At 45.9% G+C, this 18,755-nt stretch carries 17 protein-coding genes and 1 riboswitch; of the genes, 10 read left to right on the forward strand and 7 right to left on the reverse strand.

The genetic code is table 11. The features are described 5' to 3' along the window. Window positions 1-159: 159 nt before the first annotated feature. Together VFC92_07295 and VFC92_07300 are read left to right on the forward strand one after the other, a co-directional pair. Window positions 160-1,221, forward strand: coding sequence for a hypothetical protein (locus VFC92_07295; protein ID HZK07990.1), 1,062 nt, complete (start codon window positions 160-162; stop codon window positions 1,219-1,221). A 71-nt stretch (window positions 1,222-1,292) separates the two neighbouring features. Further along, entirely contained in the window at window positions 1,293-2,291 is a 999-nt protein-coding gene (locus VFC92_07300) for a T9SS type A sorting domain-containing protein (protein HZK07991.1), read from the forward strand. A gap of 81 nt (window positions 2,292-2,372) precedes the next feature. On the opposite strand, the gene VFC92_07305 is transcribed toward VFC92_07300, so the two are convergent. From VFC92_07305 to VFC92_07325, 5 genes are all read right to left on the reverse strand, one after another. Continuing rightward, entirely contained in the window at window positions 2,373-3,620 is a 1,248-nt protein-coding gene (locus VFC92_07305; GenBank protein HZK07992.1) for a DUF1015 family protein, read from the reverse strand. A 286-nt stretch (window positions 3,621-3,906) separates the two neighbouring features. After that, window positions 3,907-4,305, reverse strand: a complete 399-nt coding sequence (locus VFC92_07310; GenBank protein HZK07993.1) for a four helix bundle protein — start codon at window positions 4,303-4,305, stop codon at window positions 3,907-3,909. 117 nt (window positions 4,306-4,422) lie between these two features. Then, complete coding sequence (locus VFC92_07315) at window positions 4,423-5,346, reverse strand: NAD(P)-dependent oxidoreductase (GenBank protein HZK07994.1); 924 nt, start codon at window positions 5,344-5,346, stop codon at window positions 4,423-4,425. 16 nt (window positions 5,347-5,362) lie between these two features. Continuing rightward, complete coding sequence (serC, locus tag VFC92_07320; protein ID HZK07995.1) at window positions 5,363-6,433, reverse strand: 3-phosphoserine/phosphohydroxythreonine transaminase; 1,071 nt, start codon at window positions 6,431-6,433, stop codon at window positions 5,363-5,365. A 325-nt stretch (window positions 6,434-6,758) separates the two neighbouring features. Continuing rightward, window positions 6,759-7,076 carry a hypothetical protein gene (locus VFC92_07325; GenBank protein HZK07996.1) on the reverse strand — a complete coding sequence of 106 codons (318 nt, stop codon included), beginning with the start codon at window positions 7,074-7,076 and terminating at the stop codon, window positions 6,759-6,761. A 30-nt stretch (window positions 7,077-7,106) separates the two neighbouring features. Further along, window positions 7,107-7,322, forward strand: a riboswitch (cobalamin riboswitch). 125 nt (window positions 7,323-7,447) lie between these two features. Between VFC92_07325 and VFC92_07330 the strand changes: the two genes are divergently transcribed. From VFC92_07330 to VFC92_07340, 3 genes are all read left to right on the forward strand, one after another. Next, a complete protein-coding gene (locus VFC92_07330) occupies window positions 7,448-9,466 on the forward strand; it encodes a TonB-dependent receptor (protein HZK07997.1) in 2,019 nt (672 codons plus the stop codon). After that, window positions 9,463-10,560, forward strand: a complete 1,098-nt coding sequence (locus tag VFC92_07335) for a DUF5074 domain-containing protein (GenBank protein HZK07998.1) — start codon at window positions 9,463-9,465, stop codon at window positions 10,558-10,560. The genes VFC92_07330 and VFC92_07335 overlap by 4 nt, the downstream gene beginning before the upstream one ends. Before the next feature lie 130 nt (window positions 10,561-10,690). Beyond that, on the forward strand, window positions 10,691-11,107 hold the full coding sequence (locus VFC92_07340; protein ID HZK07999.1) for an OsmC family protein: 417 nt from the start codon (window positions 10,691-10,693) through the stop codon (window positions 11,105-11,107). An 85-nt stretch (window positions 11,108-11,192) separates the two neighbouring features. Here VFC92_07340 and VFC92_07345 read toward each other — a convergent pair whose 3' ends face one another. After that, window positions 11,193-11,822 (reverse strand): CoA pyrophosphatase, encoded by a 630-nt coding sequence (locus tag VFC92_07345; GenBank protein HZK08000.1) that lies wholly within the window; start codon window positions 11,820-11,822, stop codon window positions 11,193-11,195. Window positions 11,823-11,930: 108 nt separating this feature from the next. On the opposite strand from VFC92_07345, the gene VFC92_07350 reads away from it, so the two are divergent. From VFC92_07350 to VFC92_07365, 4 genes are all read left to right on the forward strand, one after another. Next, entirely contained in the window at window positions 11,931-12,203 is a 273-nt protein-coding gene (locus VFC92_07350; protein HZK08001.1) for an ATP-dependent Clp protease adaptor ClpS, read from the forward strand. Between the two features lie 15 nt (window positions 12,204-12,218). Next, complete coding sequence (locus VFC92_07355; GenBank protein ID HZK08002.1) at window positions 12,219-12,683, forward strand: NfeD family protein; 465 nt, start codon at window positions 12,219-12,221, stop codon at window positions 12,681-12,683. Window positions 12,684-12,690: 7 nt separating this feature from the next. Continuing rightward, the gene (gene floA, locus VFC92_07360) at window positions 12,691-13,704 is read left to right on the forward strand and encodes a flotillin-like protein FloA (protein HZK08003.1); all 1,014 of its coding nucleotides are present in this window, start codon (window positions 12,691-12,693) and stop codon (window positions 13,702-13,704) included. A 184-nt stretch (window positions 13,705-13,888) separates the two neighbouring features. Continuing rightward, a complete protein-coding gene (locus VFC92_07365) occupies window positions 13,889-16,294 on the forward strand; it encodes an HD domain-containing protein (GenBank protein ID HZK08004.1) in 2,406 nt (801 codons plus the stop codon). 90 nt (window positions 16,295-16,384) lie between these two features. On the opposite strand, the gene VFC92_07370 is transcribed toward VFC92_07365, so the two are convergent. After that, entirely contained in the window at window positions 16,385-17,767 is a 1,383-nt protein-coding gene (locus VFC92_07370; protein HZK08005.1) for a VWA domain-containing protein, read from the reverse strand. Between the two features lie 124 nt (window positions 17,768-17,891). Between VFC92_07370 and VFC92_07375 the strand changes: the two genes are divergently transcribed. Beyond that, window positions 17,892-18,713, forward strand: coding sequence for a purine-nucleoside phosphorylase (locus VFC92_07375; protein ID HZK08006.1), 822 nt, complete (start codon window positions 17,892-17,894; stop codon window positions 18,711-18,713). Window positions 18,714-18,755: the final 42 nt, after the last annotated feature.

The following is an 18,755-nucleotide window of genomic DNA, read 5'->3' on the forward strand; positions in this document are numbered from 1 at the left end:
CCCCCCCCCCTAATAAATTACGTTAAATAATTTGAATAACAAGCCAAATTTACAGTACATTTGGGTCTTCCGTGACTAATCATAATCTTTCCGGGTACGGAAAGAGCAGGTACAAATTGATTCCAATTCATATTATTCACAAATCAAAACTATCGCCTTATGAAAAAGCAAATCTTTCTTCAAAGTTCTAAAGCGGTTCTGACGCTTTATCGTTCTCATTTCCGAAAAGCCACCTTGCTGTTTTATAGTTTGTTTTTCCTGCTGCTGTGCCAGGCGCAGGGGCAGGAATATGCTTCTGATACGCAAACGTGGCCTGTGCAAGGCGCAACCTGGACATACTGTGTAACAGGATGGGATGGCATGCCTGCCGGAGAAGAAATTTTCGGAGTGACTGGTGACACACTCATCTCAGGCAACCTCTACAGTATTATTAGCTCCAATGACAAAGGCTCCAAAGCATCAGATGAGTGGGGAAACCGAGCTTTGTTTACACGATCTGAAAATGATACTGTTTATCGGTACGTGAACAATCAGGAATATCTTTTTTTCACTTTTAATTTGAGCCTTGGTGATGTATTTACAACTTTCAGAACAGCAGGGTGGAATAATCATTGGGAGGATTCAGCTTGCTCTTCCATTCTACCTCTCAAAGTTATCGATGAAAGCATAATTGAAATTGAAGGAGAGTATCTCAAAAAATTCATCCTACGCGATACATTGTTTGAGCACTTGTATGTACCCGGCTATCCCGAATACATCGAATATACACTGATTGAACGTATTGGCATTATTAACAACTATCCTTTAATTAATACTATGGAGCCCTCACCAGATGGATCAGGAAACGGCTGCGGCTTGCCAACAGATTGGATACATGTAAATGTTGGACACTACTCCGATAACAACTTTGATCATTTGTTTGAAAAATGTGAAGGCGTCGGGATAAATGGAAACCTGAGTAAAGCACACGGACTTTCGATATTCGTTAAACCCAATCCTGCTAAAGAATGGGCAGCATTTGACTATACACTTCCGGTCGATGCAACGGAAGCAACCATCGTGATTTCGAATTCGATGGGCAGTATTGTTGAAATACTCCAAGTAAACGGGCAGCAAGGCCAGAAACTTTGGGATACTCGAAAGGTTAAGCCCGGTGTTTATTATTATACTCTCAACGTGAAAGGTTTTAGTCAATCTGGTAAAATTGCTATTAGTAAATAGATATAAAGTTTATCATGCTCTTCCTACCCTATTGCGTAGGAAGAGCGTTTAATAACTTTTTGGAGGCAGATATGAAAAAGCATTACTTTCTTCAAAGTTCTAAAGCGGTTCTGACGCTTTATCGTTCTAACTTTCGAAGAGCCACATTGCTGTTCTATAGTTTGTTTTTCCTGCTGCTGTGCCACGCGCAGGGACAGGAATATGCTTCTTCCAAAACTACCGAAAACGAGTTTGCCCCAATCGGCGCCTTGTGGCACTACACCCAGTGGGGTTTTGGTGATACATTTACAACTTATAAAACCATTGAATGCATTTCGGAGGTGAACGTTGGCGGAAAGTTGTGTAAGCGTCTGCTTCAGGTCGATCGGTACTATGCCGATACTGCTTCAATGGGTTCTCACTACATGTATTCTGAGGAAGGCCGTGTCTATTTCTATGCTGATGACGCGTTTCATCTTTTGTACGATTTCTCTGCAATCGCCGGGGATACACTCGTGCTTGATTATTATAAGACATACACCGGAGATCCTTTGCTGATGATCATCGACTCAACAGGAACTATTGAGATAAGTGGCGAGTCACGCAAAATCCAATATGTAACCTCGGGCGACGGGATGATGATTGAGTTTGCCGACAAAGTTATCGAGGGTATTGGGGGAACTTATTTTATGTTTCCTAACTACGACGGTTCGAACAATGGTCCGCTCAGGTGCTATCAGGATCAGGAGACGGATGTTTGGTTGAGTCCTTATTATGGTGGGCATTGGAATCATGTGGATTGCGATCAAATTATTACTGGTGTTGACGAACATCATTCAGCTTCTGTATTTACCATTCATCCCAATCCCGTCTCCGAATCTTTCGTACTGACTATATCTCCAGAAACAAATTTTAAGTCAGCAGTTCTCTACAATTTTCAAGGCATTCAAAAAGAAAAACGCTTACTGCAAACTGGCGTAAACGAATATCAGTTTGACGTGCGTCATTTTCCGGCGGGAGTTTACCTGATGGTGTTGACAGACAATAAGCAACAGGTAAAATATCAAAAGGTCATTATTACGAAAAATTAGATTTTAAAAAACAATTTAATAAAAAAAAGCTGCCCATCAGGACAGCCTTTTTTTTATAAATGATCAGACGAAAGTCTGTTGTTAGTCTTCCAGCCGGTGCACCACCAGGCCGCTGCGCAGCTTGGGTTCGAACCAGGTAGTTTTGGGTGGCATAATATTGCCGGTGTCGGCGATGGTTATCAGTTGTTTCATCGAAACGGGATAAAGTGCAAAGGCCGCTTTCATTTCGCCGGAATCGACGCGTTTTTGTATCTCGCCCAGTCCGCGGATGCCACCAACAAAGTCGATGCGCTCTGATGTGCGCAGATCTTTGATGTTGAGCGGGTCGAGCACCAGGTGCGACAGGATGGTTACGTCGAGCACCCCGATGGGGTCATTGTCGTCGTAAGTTCCCGGCCGTGCCGTGAGCGAATACCATTTGCCCCCTAGATACATGCTGAAGTTGTGCAGGCGGTTGGGTTTATAAATTTCTGTTCCCATCTCGGATACCTCAAAATTCTTTTTGAGCATTTCCAGAAATTCCTTATCGCTCATGCCGTTAAGGTCAGTCACCACGCGGTTGTAGTCGATGATGGTGAGCTGGTTGTCGGGGAAGTGCACTGCCAGGAAATAGTTGTATTCTTCTTTGCCGGTATGGTTGGGATTGTTCTGTTTTTTCTCGTTGCCCACCAAAGCGGCGGCGGCGGTACGGTGGTGACCGTCGGCAACGTAGGTAGCCGGAATAGCCGCAAAAAGGCTGATAAGTTCGTCGATAACTTTTTTATCATCGACAACCCAAAAATGGTGTCCAAAACCGTCGTTGGAAGTAAAATCGTATTCGGCATCGTGTTCGCGCACCCATTTGGCTACTATCTCGTCAATCCTATCGTTGGCAGGATAAGTAAAAAACACCGGCTCCATGTTGGCATTGGTTATGCGTACATGTTTCATGCGGTCTTCTTCTTTAGCCTTTCGCGTAAGCTCATGTTTTTTTATCCGGTTGTTCATGTAGTCTTCTACGGCAGCACATCCCACCAGGCCGTATTGCGTTTTGCCGTTCATGGTTTGTGCATAGATGTAGAGATGATCCTCCTTATCCGGAGTAAGCCATCCTTTGTTTCGGAAGGCTTCAAAATTCGAGTGTGCCTTGTTATACACTTCCTGTGCATAGAGGTCGGTATTGGCAGGCAAATCGATTTCGGGTTTGATAATGTGCAGCAGCGAGTAGTCGTTGCCGCGGGCTTCCTCTTTGGCTTCTTCCGAGTTGAGGACGTCGTAAGGCCGCGAAGCAAGCTTTGCAGCAATTTCTTTGGGCGGACGCAGACCTTTAAAAGCTTTTAGTTGTGCCATAGTAATTTTAGATGGAGATTTTTAATTTTAATAAATAGTGATTATCTATGTGGTTTTTTTAGATTTACATTTAGTACATAGTCCATGAATTGGGATTACCCATCGCGCACCCCCTATCCCCTAAAGGGGGAATTGCCAACGCACAATCGGAAGTGTGCGGTAGGCTTTCCCTTTAGGGGATTGAGGGGTAGCGCAGGCGTATAGAAAATAAAAATCATTATCTGAAAAATGTGTTTTAAAAGACATCAGCTAAACAGATGCAAAATATTTAATGATTTAGTTATGATTACCTTTCATCATAGTTGGCGCTGCGCTGCAGTGAGCCGATCAGGGCGCCAATCATTTTGGTAAGTTCCATGAGCTGTCCGCGCGATTCGTCGCTGGACGTTTCGGTGATGTAATTGAGTTTTAAAGCTACCGAAGTATACACCACGCAATTTCTGATGGAACTTTTGGCCAGTTTGAGGTAATAAACAAATTGTGGCTTGTTGCGTGAAGAGCCTTCAGCAATCTGCAAAGCGATGGCCTGAGCAGCGGTGGTAAACTTAACGGTTAGATTATGCATCTCATTCTCAGGAAACAGAGTACATGCCGAATGAACCCATTCTACATACTCCAATGCCTTGTGATACACTCTCAGGTCTTCAAACCTGAAGAAGGTGAAATTCCTTTCGGGTTCTTCCATAGCTCAGGGTTTTTTAGGTTTTTTTTAAAAAAAGATTACACCAATCAGGGTTAAAAGAGCATCAGACCTGATGATACCGACATTGTCAGGTCTGATGCGATGCAAAAATAGGAACAATTATTTATTAACCTGAAAGGTTTTGTCTCCTTTTTCGAAAAAATTAACGATTTGTTGTGCTGCTGCAATACCTGCGTTGATGTTAGCTTCGGAAGTCTGAGCACCCATTTTCTTTGGTGTAAAGAAACATTTGGTATCAAACTTAGCTTTGAGGTCAGCGGCGCTGTCGGGAGCAATATCGGAGAGATACATAAAGTCGGGACGTTTTTCGAGTGTCTCCATCAGACTTTGTTCGTCTATCACTTCTTTACGTGCGGTGTTGATCAGCACAGCATTTTTTGGCATTTTGGAGAGCAGTGGCCAGCCAATCGATTTTTTGGTTTTATCGTTGGCAGGGATGTGCAACGACACATACTGGCATTTGCTGTAAAGCTCCTCCACGCTGGCGAGTGCTTTTACGCCGTCTTTTTCGATGTCTTCTTTTTTAACAAAAGGATCGAAGGCATACACGTCCATTCCAAAACCTTTGGCGATGCAGGCAACATATTTACCAACGTTACCATAGGCGTGGATGCCCAGGGTTTTGCCGCGCAGCTCGGTGCCGCTTTTGCCGTTGTAGTTGTTGCGGATAGCCATTACCATCATGCCTAATGCAAGTTCGGCTACGGCGTTGGAGTTTTGTCCGGGTGTGTTCATCGCCACGATACCTTTTTCGGTGGCGGCTGTCAGGTCGATATTATCGAAACCAGCGCCTGCCCTCACAATAATCTTGAGCTTTGGAGCGGCTTCTATCACTTCGCGGGTTGCCTTGTCGCTGCGGATAATCATCGCGTCGGCATCTTTGGCGGCCTGGATCAGTTGGGCTGGCTCGGTGTATTTTTCGAGCAGCTCCAGTTGGTAACCGGCTTTTTTCACAATGTTGCGGATGGCATCTACAGCCTCAGCGGCAAAGGGTTTTTCGGTTGCAACCAATACTTTTTTCATATTAATTCCTTTCTTTTTAAGCTTTAATTTTTTCAAATTCCTGCATGGCATTCACCAGTGCTTTTACGCTCTCTTCGGGTAGGGCGTTGTAGGTAGAGGCACGGAAACCACCTGTCGAACGGTGACCTTTCAGTCCGATAAGTCCGCGCTCTGTAGCAAATGTGAGGAAGTCTTTCTCATGTGCTTCAAAGCCTTCTTTCATTACAAAACAAATATTCATCAGCGAGCGGTCTTCTTTGGCCACGGTGCCCTTGAACATTGGGTTGCGGTCGATTTCGTCGTAAAGCAGATTGGCTTTGCGGATGTTTCTTTTTTCCATTGCGGCAACGCCACCTTGTTCTTTAAGCCATTTCAAAGTTTGTACTGCAGCGTAAACGGGAACTACCGGCGGTGTGTTAAACATCGATTCTTTGTCGATGTGGGTTTGGTAGTTGAGCATGGTGGGGATGGCGCGACCGGATTTTCCAAGAATGTCGTTGCGGACGATAACAAAGGTAACGCCGGCGGGAGCCAGATTTTTCTGTGCACCACCATAAATCATTGCGTATTTAGAAATATCGATGGGACGGCTGAAAATATCAGACGACATGTCGGCAACCAATGGAACGCCTACTTCGAGGTCTTTTCTGATTTCGGTTCCATAAATGGTGTTGTTGGTGGTGATGTGGAAATAGTCAACATCCTGGGGTACTTTATAATCTTTGGGGATGTAGTTGAAGGTTTTTTCCTTTGAAGAAGCTACCTCTATCACTTCACCAAACAATTTGGCTTCTTTAATTGCCTTCGATGACCACTGGCCGGTATTGAGATAAGCGGCTTTTGTTTTCATAAGGTTGTAAGGAACCATAGCAAACTGCAAGCTGGCGCCACCGCCCAAAAATACCACGGAATAACCTTCCGGAATGCTGAGCAATTCTTTAAACAATGCCGTGGCTTCGTCCATTACAGCAACAAATTCTTTGCTGCGGTGCGAAATCTCCATCAACGACAAGCCGGTGCCGGCAAAATCTTTAATGGCTTTGATTGTTTCGTCGATGGTAAATTGTGGCAGAATGGAGGGTCCTGCGTAGAAATTGTGTTTTTTCATAACCAGATGCGTGTTTTAAAATTTATAAATTGAATAAGTTATTGATGCGTAAAAAATACCTGACAAAAGTATAGTAAATTTTTACCAAAGGGGTGGTAGCAGTATAACAGAACCTTTCTAAAATAGCGGGTTTTGGAAAGGTCTCATGGCTTTATGTCGATATCCATAGTTGTATTGCGTCGGGGTTAGACTTTGTAAGTGAAGGCGTGTGGCGGAATGATAATAAAGGGCGTGCAGGAAAGACCAAATTTAATTTTTAGGATATCAGTTTTGTTGATTCTCTTCAATTGCTTGATCGCGTGTCTTTCAATAAAAAAAGAATATTTCATTTATTTTCAGATTCGATTTCATTGAAAGCCTGTTCAAAAGGCACCGGGTCGCTTTTCTGTTTCTTTGTTTTTCGATACTCATTAATGTCCTCCAGCTCTTCTGAATCAGCCACTAATTGCTTAAAAATCTCATAGGGAACTTTTACGGCAATTTTGTTCCCTTGTGTGTCTATAACGAACTTTTCTTTATACATAAGTGCTGTTTTTAAAGTGATTACACATTTATAAAAAATCTGATGCGTAAAATAAAACTCGCCCGAAGGATCAATATTTTGATCTTGACCAAAACAACATGCTTCGTTGATTCTTTTCAATTGAAATTATAAATCACCAACAAAAAAGCCTATTTTTGCCAGCGTTATGGTGACCAAAAATCTGCACATTGCAGAGAGGTCATAATAGGGAATCCTGTGAAAGTCAGGAACAGTACCCGCTGCTGTAAGCTCTCAAAATTTTTTTTGCCGAATCTACATGCCACTGTTGGTAAATACGAAACCAATGGGAAGGCGCCGACAAAAAGGGAGTGAGTCAGAAGACCTGCCATAGCCATTACAACATTCAAAAGCTTTCGGGATAAAGGTTTAGAATAAATAGATTGTACACCACTTTATTTATTCCCATCAATTTTCCGCAAGTTTTAAGATGATGCAGCATGACGATTTGTTCGTTTAGTGATTCTTAAAACATGAACGTAAAGATTACAAGACTATGTTTCGATGCTGGATACACAGCAGTTTGGGGTGGCAATATCGCCCGAATCGGCAGTGGTAAGCTGTTGCCTAAAGCAGCCGGCATCCTTGTATCGGCGTTGCTGTGGTTTTGCTTTGCGCAAAATGTGCAGGGACAGATGATTTTCGACACCATCAATCTGAAGGTGGTAGAGATACAAAGCCGGCGCTACGATCAATCTGCCGGATACAAAACCCTCCCGCTCGATTCTGCCGCACTCGACGCTCATGCTGCCGGCAGCCTGGCTGAGCTGCTCACCGCGTCAACGCACATATTTGTAAAAAGCTACGGGCAGGGTTCGCTGGCCACCACTTCTATCAGAGGGGCATCGGCGGCGCATACACAGGTAATCTGGAATGGCATCAACATTAATTCACCCATGCCCGGGCAAGCTGATTTTTCGACAGTTCCCGTTCTTTTTATCGACCGTGCAGATATTTATTTTGGTGCAGGATCGGCGCGATTTTCATCGGGCGGGCTGGGCGGAAGCATCTTGCTTACCACCTCGCCCGACTGGCAGAACAAGCTATGCGTTAATGTGCAGCAGCAAGTGGGTAGCTTTTCAACCTGGCAATCGAATGCCCTCGTGGAGACCGGCAGCCAGCGCTTGCAGCTTTCTACCCGCATTTTGCACAACCAATCGGCAAATGATTACCCTTATCGGAATATTGGCGCAAGCCGCAACAACCCGCCTACTGAGAATCGCTACAATGCCGACTGGCAGCAGAGCGGCTTGCTGCAACAGGCATTTTACCGCCCCGACGACAATACCACGCTTTCGCTTCGTCTTTGGGTGCAGGACAACGATCGCAACCTGCCGCCCAACATTCTGGTGCAGGTACCCGAAAACAATGAATCCTATCGGGAAACCAACGTGCGCGCTGTGGGAGGTGTGGAGCATTATTTTGGTAAATCAAAGCTGACGTTTCAAAGCGGTTTCATTCACAGCTTATCGCGATACGAAAACGTCATCTCCTCCATCAACACCCAAAACAGGATTTCCTCATCGCTCAACGAGGCATCTTATACTTATCACAGCGCAGATAATCTGCTCTTTACAATCAACGGCAAGTATGATTATCACCATGTAAACTCCGAAAACTATGCGCAGCCGCAGAAGCGAAGCCAGGGCTCACTTACAGCCAGCGCTTTCTATAGTCCGTGGCAGCAACTGCAACTTAACCTGCTTGTGAGGCAGGAGTTGCTGGATGATAGTTGGGCGCCCATAGCTCCGGCAGCAGGATTTAATTACCAGCCTTTTGCCAGCTTTCCGGTGCAGATAAAAGGGAATCTGGCTATGAATTTCCATGCCCCTTCGCTCAACGATCTCTATTGGTCGCCGGGCGGAAATCCCGATTTGAAAAACGAAACGGGCTACACAGCCGAGGCCGGTCTGGGCTGGAATAAAAAATACGGAAACATTTCGCTGGAAGCCGAAGCAGGGTGGTTTTATTCCGACATCGACCAGTGGATCGTGTGGCAGCCGGACACGGTGTTTAGCTACTGGACGCCCCGAAATCTCAAAAATGTTGTGGCCAAAGGAATAGAAGCGCGGCTGGCATTGAAGTCGAAAATGCAGAGCCTCAGCTGGGCGCTTTCGCTAAATTACAGCTATACCTCGGCCACCAATTTTAGGGCGCTTTCGCTAAATGATCTCTCTGTAAAAAAGCAGGTGATTTATGTCCCCGATCATTTGCTGAATGCCAACATTAGCCTTACCTGGAAAGGATTTACGGTGAATTATTTTGCAAATTATACCGGCCGCCGCTACACCACCAGCGACAACAGTCGTTACCTTCCACATTTTTTTATTAACGATGTCCAGCTCAACAAAAACATCCCTCTCGGAAAGTCGATGTTGGAACTGGGCGTAGCTCTCAACAATATTGGCGCTGCCAACTACCAGCTCATCGCTTGGCAGCCCATGCCCCTTCGGAATGATTCCTTTTTTATTAAATATAAATTTACAAAATGATGAAAACGATCTTCAAGAGTTTGCAATTAGTCCGAACCATGTTATTGATAGCTGCCATCTCTTTTATGTTTGCCGGCTGCGATAACGATGGGGGCGAAGTAATTCCTGTGCCGCCTTACAGTCCGTATCTCAACAATGGCGTTTTTGTGCTCAACGAAGGCAACTTTGGCAGTGGCAATGGCTCGCTTTCATTTTTGAACCTCGACAGCCTGAAGATGAGCGATGATATTTTTTACACCAAAAATCAGCGTCCGCTGGGCGACGTGCCTCTTTCGCTCATGCTCCGGGATAGCACCATTTGGATTGTGGTAAACAATTCCGGGCGCATAGAAGTGGCGCATCGGCAGGATCTTGCTTCGGTGGCTGTCATCAGTGGAATGACCTCGCCCCGCAACATCCTTCCGCTGCTGGATGGCCGTGCATACGTGAGCGATTTAGCAAGCCCTGCAATTCATATCATCGACATGAACAACTATGCGATCACAGGAAGTATTCCTGTAAATCAACCCACCGAAGCACTTGTACCGGTCGAAGGAAAAGTGTTTGCTGCCTGCTGGTCCAATTATGGTTTTGAAGATCATACTAATAATAAGGTGTTAGTTATTGATCCTCTGACGAACCTTGTGGTCGATTCAGTAATGACCGGCAAGGAGCCGCAGTCGATGGTGGTGGATAAAAACGAAAAGCTCTGGGTGCTGTGCAGCGGTGGCTGGATGGGTGACGAGTTCCCGACGCTCTACCGGATAAATCCCCGGTCGCTGCAAGCCGAACGAATTTACACTTTCGACGATGTCGACAGCTCGCCGTCTTCGCTTTGCGCTAATGGCAATGCCGATTCGTTGTATTTTATCAATGGCGGGATTTACGCAATGTCGATTAGTGATGCTAATCTGCCCGGCCAGCCACTGATTGAACCCGATACTCATTTGTTATATACGCTGGCGGTTCATCCCAAAACCTCCGAAATCTTTGCAACCGACGCCATCGACTACCAGCAAAAAGGTTTGGTGCTGCGTTATCGTGCCAACGGAACTTTTATAGCAGAATATCGTACAGGTCTCATCCCCGGAAAGATGACTTTTACAGCGAAATAGTTTCGTGTTAATTAGCCTGATCCGGGGGAATTCGAGGACTACTGTATTTCTTGTTAAAATATTTGAATAAATCGGCTTAGTCGCACTATTTAATTTAGTTTTGCCGTCAAATTATTTAAACAAAAAAATCATGGAAATGATAGCTGATGTAACCCTTCAGGAGGGAATGGCGTTTGAAGTTGGTCTGAATGGCCATAAATTTATGATTGATGCCGGCGAACAATCTGGTGGTAAAAATTTGGGGCCTCGTCCCAAAGCATTGACCCTCGCATCGTTGGGCGGCTGCACCGGGATAGATGTAATTTCTATTCTTCGCAAGATGCGCATCGAACCCGACTATTTCAACGTAACTGTAGGCGCCGAGTTGACCGAAGAGCATCCCAAATATTTTAGCAAGATTCACATCATCTACTCTTTTAAAGGCAAGATTTTGCCCATGAACAAACTTGAAAAGGCTATAAATCTTTCGCAGGAGCATTATTGTGGTGTGTCGTTAATGCTCGGAAAAACTGCTGTCATTACCCACGAGATTAAAATTTTGGAATAAGCACACAACTTTATTTGGTCTTAATCCAATAAGGTTTTTACTTAAAAATATTTAGAGCTTTGAAGTGGCTCTCAACCCGTGGTTGCTATCTTTGAATTACCATGATCAGCTCGCTGAGGATCATCGACGTTGCACCCCATATCAAACGGTTGTCGATGAAGAAGCAGGGTACTTCGGCGGTGTAGTTGGCTCCGGTGACCGTGCGCATTTTTATAGCATCGGGCCGAAGCAGGTCGTCGAGTTTTATGGTAAAAACTTCTTGAACTTCAACAGGATCAGGCACAAAGTGCGGCTCATGGGTGAGGTATCCTACAAAAGGATGCACCAGAAAATTGCTTGGCGGGATGTACAAATCAGAAAGCTGTCCTATCACTTTTATATCTTTTGCAGAAATGCCGGTTTCTTCTTCCGTTTCGCGCAGGGCTGTCTGGCAAGTGTCGGCATCACTTTTTTCGGTACGTCCCCCCGGAAAAGCTATCTGGCCGCTGTGTACCCCATCATAAAGAGGGCGCTGAATAAATACCAGCCGGATGTCGTTGGTCTGTTCAAAAAACAAAGCCATCACACTGCTGGACATGGCGGCCGCAAGATCAGGGTTTTCGGGATAGCGACGCCGTATTTCCGGCATTAGCCGCTGATGGGCACTCGTTCCTGGCAGTGGTTGGCAAAGCTGCTGCTGCAGCTGTGTAATTAATGATTGAATTTTTTGACTCATATCCGCGACAAAAATATAAAATCGTTTGCTATCCGGTTTTTATTGGTTAATTTTGTCGGGATTCATAAAAAACAGCTATTATTGTCTCCGGCAAAAACAAGATTTGACATGTTTAAAGAACGCGCAAAACAGGCTGACCAAACCAAAGAAGTACAGGTTGACGAGCATAAACTGATGCTTTACAACGACGACCACAACACCTTCGACTATGTTATAGAGGCGTTGATAGAGGTTTGTGATCACGATCCCGTTACTGCTGAACAGCTTACGCTGATTGTGCATTACAAAGGCAAATGTGCTGTAAAAAATGGAGAACTTAAAGTGCTTGAACCGCTCTGTACAGAACTCTCCAACAGAGGATTGACGGTGAGCATCAAATAAAATAAATTTCAGGCTATGTCGTGGACGATCATCCTGGTACTGATTCTTGTAGGGTTGTTATTCCTTATTCTCGAAATTCTGGTAGTGCCCGGCACCACCCTGGTGGGCGTCTTGGGTTTCATCCTGATGGTTATTGGCATTTGGCAAACCTATGCCACTCATTCCACCCGCACCGGACATTATGTGCTGGCTGCAACGTTGGTGCTATCGATAGCGGTGGTGGCGGTTTCGCTGCGTTCCAAAACCTGGAATCGTGTGATGCTGCACACTGAGCTCGATGGTCGTGCCAACATGCACGATCTGGCCAAAATAAAAATTGGCGACGAGGGTGTTTCCATTTCACGGCTTGCGCCAATGGGAAAAGCTCTTATCAACGACGAATATTACGAAGTAAGTAGTCCCGGTGAATTTGTCGACGAAGGCAAAGCCATTGTTATTACCAAAATTGAATACAAGAAAATTTTTGTAAAACTTAAATAATCGCTACATGGAATCAAATGCTTTAATAATTATTGCCATTGGGATTGCCTCCATCTTCGGATTGTGGGTAATACTCTATTTTGTGCCGGTAGGCCTATGGTTTTCTGCGCTGGTGTCGGGAGTGCGCATCTCTCTGCTTCAGCTTATCCTTATGCGCTGGCGTAAGATAAAGCCAGAAGTGATCGTCACCAGTCTGATTGCCGCCACCAAAGCCGGAATCAAGCTAAATCGTAACGATCTGGAAGCGCATTATCTGGCTGGTGGCCATGTGCAGTCTGTCGTTACTGCGCTAATCTCTGCCGACAAAGCCAACATGGAGCTCGATTTTAAATCGGCTACCGCCATCGACCTTGCCGGTCGTGACGTGTTCCAGGCAGTGCAGATGTCGGTAAACCCGAAAGTTATCAATACGCCACCGGTTGCGGCTGTTGCCAAAGACGGCATTCAGCTTATCGCAAAAGCACGCGTTACGGTGCGTGCCAACCTGAAACAATTGGTAGGAGGTGCCGGCGAAGAAACCATCCTGGCACGTATTGGTGAAGGTGTGGTATCGTCGATTGGTTCTGCCGATTCGCACAAAAAGGTGCTCGAAAATCCTGATTCCATCTCACGCGTGGTACTCGAAAAAGGCCTCGATTCAGGAACAGCTTTCGAAATTCTATCCATCGACATTGCCGACATCGACGTTGGTAAAAACATTGGCGCGGTCTTGCAGATGGATCAGGCCAATGCTGATAAAAATATTGCCCAGGCAAAAGCCGAAGAGCGGCGCGCCATGGCAGTAGCTACTGAGCAGGAGATGAAAGCCAAAGCACAGGAAGCCCGCGCCAACGTTATTCAGGCTGAAGCCGAAATCCCCAAAGCCATTGCCGAAGCTTTCCGCAACGGAAACCTGGGAATAATGGACTATTATAAATTTGAAAATATAAAAGCTGACACCCGTATGCGTGATTCTATTTCCGGGCAACCGGAGCAAGGAGGATCGCCACGAAAAGGTCAGGCAAAAGGAGATCAGAAATAAAATTTCCGGAGACTAAGTAGTCTCTGTTTAGATATTAATTGTAAAAAGCCAAAAGCCCGCAAACATTCTGCGGGCTTTTGTTATTTTTGTAAGTATGTAAAAATCAGAAAAAGATACTTACCCAATTTGCTTTACGTTTGATCACTGATTTTAAAAATTTAAAACTAAAACGCCTTACGATACGATGACCGAAGCTGATGAAAAGGAGATTGCTGCGAAGTTTGAAAAGCTGAAACGCTCTTGTATCGGTTGTACCAACACTGATGATTCGTTGCTTAATAACGCCTTTGCTTACGCCCGTAATTTGTATGGCGATCAGCTTCACGAAAATGGGGAACCGAAAATATTGCAAAGCATCAATGTGGCCACCATTGTATCCGTTGAAATTGGCTTGCAGCTCATTTCGGTAATTGCCGCGCTGCTGCATGATGCCATCGATAGCTTCACCGACGACACGTCTGTATTGGAAGAGCAGTTTGGGCCGGAAGTATCGGCTATCGTCAAAGGCTTCAAAAAGATTTCGGCCATCCATTCCGAAAAGGTAAGCATCCAGTCAGAGAATTTTCGGAAACTATTTTTAAGTACTGTGGATGATGTGCGCGTTATTTTTATCAAAATGGCGCACCGGCTTTACGACATGCGCAACTACCACAAGCTGCCGGATCGTTTCAAGAAATGGTACCTCGACGATGTGCAGTATCTTTATATTCCTATTGCCCACCGGCTGGGATTGTATCAGATAAAAGCCGAACTCGAAGACCATGCTTTCAGGTACACCAATCCGATTGGTTACACCATGATTGCCTCGCGTCTGAAGGAAAGCAAGCTGGATCAGGAACGCTATATCGAGAAATTCGCTAAACCCATCATCGGGGTGCTCGAACAGGAAAAGATTCCTTTTGAGATAAAAAGCCGCACCAAGACCATCACTTCCATCAAAAAGAAAATGGACAGCCAGGGCGTGGATATCGATCAGGTGTACGATCTTTTTGCCGTCCGCCTTATCCTCACCGGATGCATGACACCGGAGGATGAAAATTTTGTGACGGAGTTTCAGCACGACCTCGAAATTTACGGCGATCCCCGGCAGATGCGCAGAGCACGGCGTGAGAAAGTGAACGAAATAGCCAGCACCGACCGCAATGATGATGCAACGGATGAACTTGCTGCTGAGGAGGAGTTGAAACAGAAAGAGCTGAACAACTTTGAAGAACGCCGCAAAAGATATGTTGCCCTGATGGACAGCGAAAAGACCGCCTGCTGGCGTGTTTATTCTTTAATAACCAACATCTATACACCCAACCCCAAAAGGCTTCGCGATTGGATTTCCACTCCCAAGACCAGCGGTTATGAATCATTGCATACCACTGTGCTGGGGCCATCCGACAGGTATGTGGAAGTGCAGATACGTACCAGGCGTATGGACGATGAAGCCGAGAAAGGTGTAGCTGCTCACTGGCGCTACAAAGAGTCGGCTTATGGCAAAAATGTGGACGTTTGGATGAACGATGTGCGCAACGTACTTGAGAATTTGGGAGCTCAGCAGCTCGACGACGGCAGTGCCTCCAAAATTCATATCAACTCCGACAAAATCTACGTCTTTACCCGCGAAGGCGATTTGCGCGAACTGCGCACCGGAGCCACCATCCTCGATTTTGCTTTCGACATACACACCGACGTGGGAAGCAAATGCACCGGCGGGAAAGTCAACAACAAGTTGGTGCCTATCCGTCACGAGCTGCAAAATGGCGACAGGGTGGAGGTGATCACTTCTAAACGCCAGAAGCCCAACATCGACTGGCTGAAATATGTAGTGACTTCCAAAGCCAAGGCACGCATCAACAGAGCGTTGCGCGAAGATAAGTTCAAGGAGGCCGAGCATGGCAAGGAAACGCTGATGCGCAAATTCAAAAACTGGAAGATTGATTTTAGCGATCAGAATATTGTTAAGATTACAAAGCATTACGGTTTCAAAAAACCCATCGACCTATATTTTCATATCGCCAACGGAAAGGTTGATCTACTTGAGGTGAAGCAGCTCTTTTCTGAACACGAAGAGATGAATGTTAAAAGTCAGACAGAAAACGAAACTTTTGAACTTACCGAGGAACTCATCGAATCGCAGTCGGAAAAAGATCAGGAATTTATCCTTATCGAAGCCGGCGTTACCAACCTCAACTATTCGTTGGCCAAATGTTGCAATCCCATTGCCGGCGACCGGATTTTTGGTTTTGTAACTGTGAACCACGGCATCAAAATCCATCGCTACGACTGCCCCAACGCCGCACAGATGCTTAAAAAATACCCCTATCGCATCATCCGATCGCGCTGGAAAGAGAGCATGAGCCGGCACTTTTTCATCTCCAATCTGCGCATCCTGGGCCTCGACCGCATGGGGCTGCTCAACGATATTACCAAAGTAATTACCAACGATTTGAAAGTAAATCTCAAAGGGATGACTTTTAAAACCGAGGGCAACAATTTCGAGGGAAATGTAAAGGTGCAGGTGCGCGATGTGGAACATCTGGCTTTTCTCAAGCTGAAACTTCTCAAAGTAAAAGGGGTGACGCGCGTGGTAAGGTTTGAATAAAGCGCAAGGCGCGAAGAGCATGGCGCATGGCGCATAGAGCAAGGGGCAAAGAGCTTGACAACGAACAACGAACAACGAACAACAAACACTCTATCGTGTCAGTCTAATCTCAGTTGTTTTTCCAGAAATTATTGTAAAGCGTTCTTCGACGGTGTAGAACGATTTGTCAGCCCATTTTGATCGATTCACAATCCGGTAATCTCCGGGAAGCAGCAGCAAGTTTTCCGTCTGGCCTTTGTTCTGCGGCAGCGTATAGATTAGTTCCAGCTCATTATTACGCTCCACCAGCAAACTGCCATAGCCGTCGGTGTAGCGTCGCAATGCCAGAATGCCGGGTTGTGGAATTTCAATCGTTGTGGTGTGGCTTTGGCTGATTACTACGCTGTCGACATACAGCCGTGGGAGCGTAAGCACCTCCAGATCGTACACGCCGGTAAGATATTGCTGTGTGTTGCCAAAATTCTGAACGTTGAGCGTTTCCGTGGAGCCATGCTTCCGTATGATGGCCTGGAGGTTTTTGAGCGTTTGCCAGTTGCCACCCACTTGCAGCGAGAGTACTCCCTGTGCTGCATCAAACGGGATGATGTTGTGCCTTCCGGCGATGATCGCTATGCTGTCGCGCCGGAGCGGCGGGATGGTATGAACCGTTATGTCGTAAGTTACCAAAGGGTCGAGTGCCAGTGTGTCGGGCAAGCCTTTATTGTTGAAAGTATGCACGAAGTTGTATAGGATTTTGTGGCTCACATGATCCTGAAAGGTCATATTCACATTGGTTTCGGTAGGCCGGAAAGCCTGGTCAAGCAGGTTCACCTGAGTGGTGGTGGCATTGAGCACCTGGCGGATTACAACTTTTAGTGCATTGTTGAAATCAACTTCGTTGGCAACGGGATAAAAGTTGCCCACACAATCGAGCGATTCACTAAAGCCGGTGCCAATACCAATCACAAACGGCTTGAGCGTGATGCCTTGCTGTTGCAGCATTCTGGAGACTTCGCAGGGGTCGCCGCCGCATTCTTCTATTCCATCGGTTATCAGCACAATGATGTTGCGGCAATGGGTGCAGGGTGTGAAGTCGTACTGCGACTCCGACAGCGCGTAGGCTATGGGCGTAGTTCCTTTGGGGTTGATGGTAGAAAGGCGGTTTTTTATTTCGGCAATATTGTTTGGAGCAAACGGAACTTCCAGCCGTGTGTCGTCGCAATCCTGGGGTGGAAATGGTTTTTGATGTCCGTAAAGCCTTAGCGCCAGCTCGAGGTTGTCGACGCCTTTCAGACTGTCGAGCACCCTGCCCAGAATTCGCTGGGCAATATGCAGCTTCATATCACTTTGCCAGCGTCCGTACATACTTTGCGAAGCATCAAAAACAAAAAGAATACGGGTGGTAACAACAGGAGCAGGTGGCGTTGCATTCTGTGCATGTGTCAACTGAAAAAACAGAAGAAGAAGCAGGAGTGGAAAGATTTTCTTTATCAAAGTGTAGGTTTTCGGTGTTAATACCAATATCAAAATCCGTCGACAAAGTTACGGTTTGTTTGTACAACATTCCGTGCTTTCCGGCGATTGGTTACTTTTGACAACTAATTGTAAAAAAGTTCTGATGGATAATTTTATTGAAAAAATTAACGAAACCGCTGCTTTTTTAAAAGGCAAAGGAATGGTGTCTCCCGAAACGGCAATCATCATGGGTACGGGGCTTGGAAAACTTGCGAGCCGCATTGAGATAGAAGTTGCTATCGATTACGCCGAAATTCCGCATTTTCCTGTTTCTACTGTCGAGTCGCATCATGGACGCTTGCTTTATGGAAAGTTGTCTGGCAAAACAGTCCTGGCCATGCAGGGGCGTTTTCACTACTACGAAGGCTATAGCATGAAGCAGATCACCTTCCCTGTGCGGTTGATGAAGGCTATGGGCGTGAAGCATCTTTTGATTTCCAACGCCTGTGGGTCGATGAACCCGGCTATTCTAAAAGGTTCGCTGATGCTCATCACCGATCATATCAATTTGTTGGGCGATAACCCTCTCATTGGTTACAATCCCGATGAACTTGGGCCACGTTTTCCTGATATGGGTCAGGCTTATTCGCCGGAGCTTAGCAAGCGCTTGTTAGCAGCAGCAGAGAAATTTGGTGTAACAATGCATCAGGGAGTTTATGCAGCTTTAGCCGGTCCTAGTCTGGAAACCCCTGTAGAATATCGTTATCTGATGCGCATCGGCGCCGATGTGGTGGGCATGTCGACGGTGCCGGAAGTGATGGCGGCTCATCATGCCGGTTTGCCGGTGTCGGCTGTATCTGTAATCACCGATGAGTGCGATCCCGACAATCTGGTGCCTGTAAAGCTGCAGGATCTTCTGGCGGTAGCGGCGGTGGCGGGAGCAGACCTTGATAGGATTTTTACGGAAGTGGTGGCAGGGCTATAAATTGATGTGAATCACATTTGGGTATTAATTCAAAATCCAATA

The sequence above is a fragment of the Bacteroidales bacterium genome (genome assembly GCA_035647615.1).
Classification (GTDB): domain Bacteria; phylum Bacteroidota; class Bacteroidia; order Bacteroidales; family 4484-276; genus SABY01.

Excerpts from the sequence above, each read along its gene's own strand:
- VFC92_07340 (HZK07999.1), top strand. The coding sequence starts at position 10,691 with ATGGAAATGATAGCTGATGTAACCCTTCAGGAGGGAATGGCGTTTGAA.
- VFC92_07310 (HZK07993.1), bottom strand. The coding sequence starts at position 4,305 with ATGGAAGAACCCGAAAGGAATTTCACCTTCTTCAGGTTTGAAGACCTG.
- VFC92_07375 (HZK08006.1), top strand. The coding sequence starts at position 17,892 with ATGGATAATTTTATTGAAAAAATTAACGAAACCGCTGCTTTTTTAAAA.
- serC (HZK07995.1), bottom strand. The coding sequence starts at position 6,433 with ATGAAAAAACACAATTTCTACGCAGGACCCTCCATTCTGCCACAATTT.
- VFC92_07305 (HZK07992.1), bottom strand. The coding sequence starts at position 3,620 with ATGGCACAACTAAAAGCTTTTAAAGGTCTGCGTCCGCCCAAAGAAATT.
- VFC92_07315 (HZK07994.1), bottom strand. The coding sequence starts at position 5,346 with ATGAAAAAAGTATTGGTTGCAACCGAAAAACCCTTTGCCGCTGAGGCT.
- VFC92_07365 (HZK08004.1), top strand. The coding sequence starts at position 13,889 with ATGACCGAAGCTGATGAAAAGGAGATTGCTGCGAAGTTTGAAAAGCTG.
- VFC92_07335 (HZK07998.1), top strand. The coding sequence starts at position 9,463 with ATGATGAAAACGATCTTCAAGAGTTTGCAATTAGTCCGAACCATGTTA.
- floA (HZK08003.1), top strand. The coding sequence starts at position 12,691 with ATGGAATCAAATGCTTTAATAATTATTGCCATTGGGATTGCCTCCATC.
- VFC92_07295 (HZK07990.1), top strand. The coding sequence starts at position 160 with ATGAAAAAGCAAATCTTTCTTCAAAGTTCTAAAGCGGTTCTGACGCTT.
- VFC92_07300 (HZK07991.1), top strand. The coding sequence starts at position 1,293 with ATGAAAAAGCATTACTTTCTTCAAAGTTCTAAAGCGGTTCTGACGCTT.
- VFC92_07345 (HZK08000.1), bottom strand. The coding sequence starts at position 11,822 with ATGAGTCAAAAAATTCAATCATTAATTACACAGCTGCAGCAGCAGCTT.
- VFC92_07350 (HZK08001.1), top strand. The coding sequence starts at position 11,931 with ATGTTTAAAGAACGCGCAAAACAGGCTGACCAAACCAAAGAAGTACAG.
- VFC92_07355 (HZK08002.1), top strand. The coding sequence starts at position 12,219 with ATGTCGTGGACGATCATCCTGGTACTGATTCTTGTAGGGTTGTTATTC.
- VFC92_07330 (HZK07997.1), top strand. The coding sequence starts at position 7,448 with ATGAACGTAAAGATTACAAGACTATGTTTCGATGCTGGATACACAGCA.